General features: G+C 43.3%; 2 protein-coding genes. Both read right to left on the bottom strand.

Annotated features, from left to right (window positions below; genetic code table 11):
• A partial coding sequence (locus L2748_RS23775; protein WP_248957812.1) for a tyrosine-type recombinase/integrase occupies window positions 1-231 on the bottom strand: 231 nt, incomplete at its 3' end.
• A 163-nt stretch (window positions 232-394) separates the two neighbouring features.
• The coding region (locus L2748_RS23770) for an RCC1 domain-containing protein (RefSeq protein WP_476712909.1) at window positions 395-1,742 on the bottom strand (1,348 nt) is incomplete at its 5' end.

Below are 1,742 nucleotides of genomic sequence, written 5' to 3'. Positions count from 1 at the left end.
GCGCGACTGCGCTAAATTAATGTCACAGCGCTTTAATGAAACAGCTTCACTGACTCTTAATCCATGACGGTACATCATAAGGATGATTAAGTCGTCACGAGTTCCATGTCTGCCTTTTTTGGCTGCGAGTAATAGCAACTTGATCTCACTTTCAGTCAGAAAGTCTTTTGCTCGTTCATGGCTATCAGTTGCTCCATTTATTTCACTTTTTACATTTCGCCCGTTGGTCATTATTTTTTGTCGTCACGCAAGCCAAGTTAAGATAATACCTGAACCGTTCAACTCTTTACAAAAGGCGCTTTTTGTTAAGAGTTAACGATTATTGTGCATGTTAGCATTCTGGCAGTAAAAAGCCCCGCTAAATGCGGGGCTAAAATAAGGAGGCAATATTAATTTACATTATAGAGCTTTCTACTTCGTCAAAAGAAGGTGTCAAATGTTCTGCTACAGCAGAACTGTTGCCACCTGAATTAGTGCCCCCCCAAGTAACAACACTGCCATCATTCTTTATTGCTGCAAAGGCGCTGTCGTTCGAATAAATAGTTTTGACTCCACCAGAGAAATCCACACCTGTGCTATTTCCGCCAAAATTAGTGTGTCCCCAAGTAACAACACTGCCATCATTCTTTACTGCTGCAAAGGCGCTGTTGCTCGAATAAATAGTTTTGACTCCACCAGAGAAATCCACACCAGTGCTATTTCCACCTAAATTAGTGTGTCCCCAAGTAACAACACTGCCATCATTCTTTATTGCTGCAAAGGCGCTGCCGTTCGAATAAATAGTTTTGACTCCACCAGAGAAATCCACACCAGTGCTATTTCCACCTGAATTAGTGTTCCCCCAAGTAACAACACTGCCATCATTCTTTACTGCTGCAAAAGCGTTGCTGGTCGAATAAATAGTTTTGACTCCACCAGAGAAATCCACACCAGTGCTATTTCCACCTGAATTAGTGAACCCCCAAGTAACAACACTGCCATCATTCTTTACTGCTGCAAAGGCGTTGCTGGTCGAATAAATAGTTTTTACGCCACTGGAAAAGTCCACAGCGGAACTATTCAAGCCGTTGCCACAGGTTACCATGCTGCCGTCATTTTTCAGTGCGGAAAAGGACGCGAAACCGTTAGAGTAAATAGTTTCAACGTCATTAAAAATACCTGCGCTCTTGCAAGAATTGACTACGCGATCCCTTCCCCACATAACAACACTGCCATCATTCTTCATTGCAGCAAAGGTGTCGGCGATCGATGTAATAGTCTTCACATTATTGGATAAGTCCACTCCTGATGAGTCGCCGCCATATCCAGAGAGCCCCCATGTGACTGCACTACCGTCTTTACTTACGGCTGCAAATGCAGCATTGGTTGAGTAAAATTCAATCGTATTGCTGGGAAAATTCACTCCTGATGAGTCGCCGCCATATTCAGAGTGTCCCCATGTGACAATACTTTCGTCCTTTTTTATTGCAGCAAAAGCATACTTACTCGGGAAAACAACTCTAACCCCACCGGAGAAGTCCGCACTTGAACTATCTCCACCATTGTCAATATTTCCCCATGTTATAACTGAGCCATTAGTTTTTAATGCAGCAAAGGAGCTCCCATCGTCATGGCTGTATATACCCTCAACCTTAGAGACTTCATAAACACTATACTCAGTGGTCTGTTGCTTATAGGCATCTTCTCCGGTCACTTCCAAACGGATGTTAAAGCCCACATCACTGGCCTGATAGGTGTAAGTT

Origin of the sequence: Shewanella sairae (assembly GCF_023283535.1) — a bacterium.
GTDB classification, from domain to species: domain Bacteria; phylum Pseudomonadota; class Gammaproteobacteria; order Enterobacterales; family Shewanellaceae; genus Shewanella; species Shewanella sairae.
The sequence above is the reverse complement of the archived record's forward strand: the minus strand, read 5'-3'. Positions and strand labels throughout refer to the sequence as shown.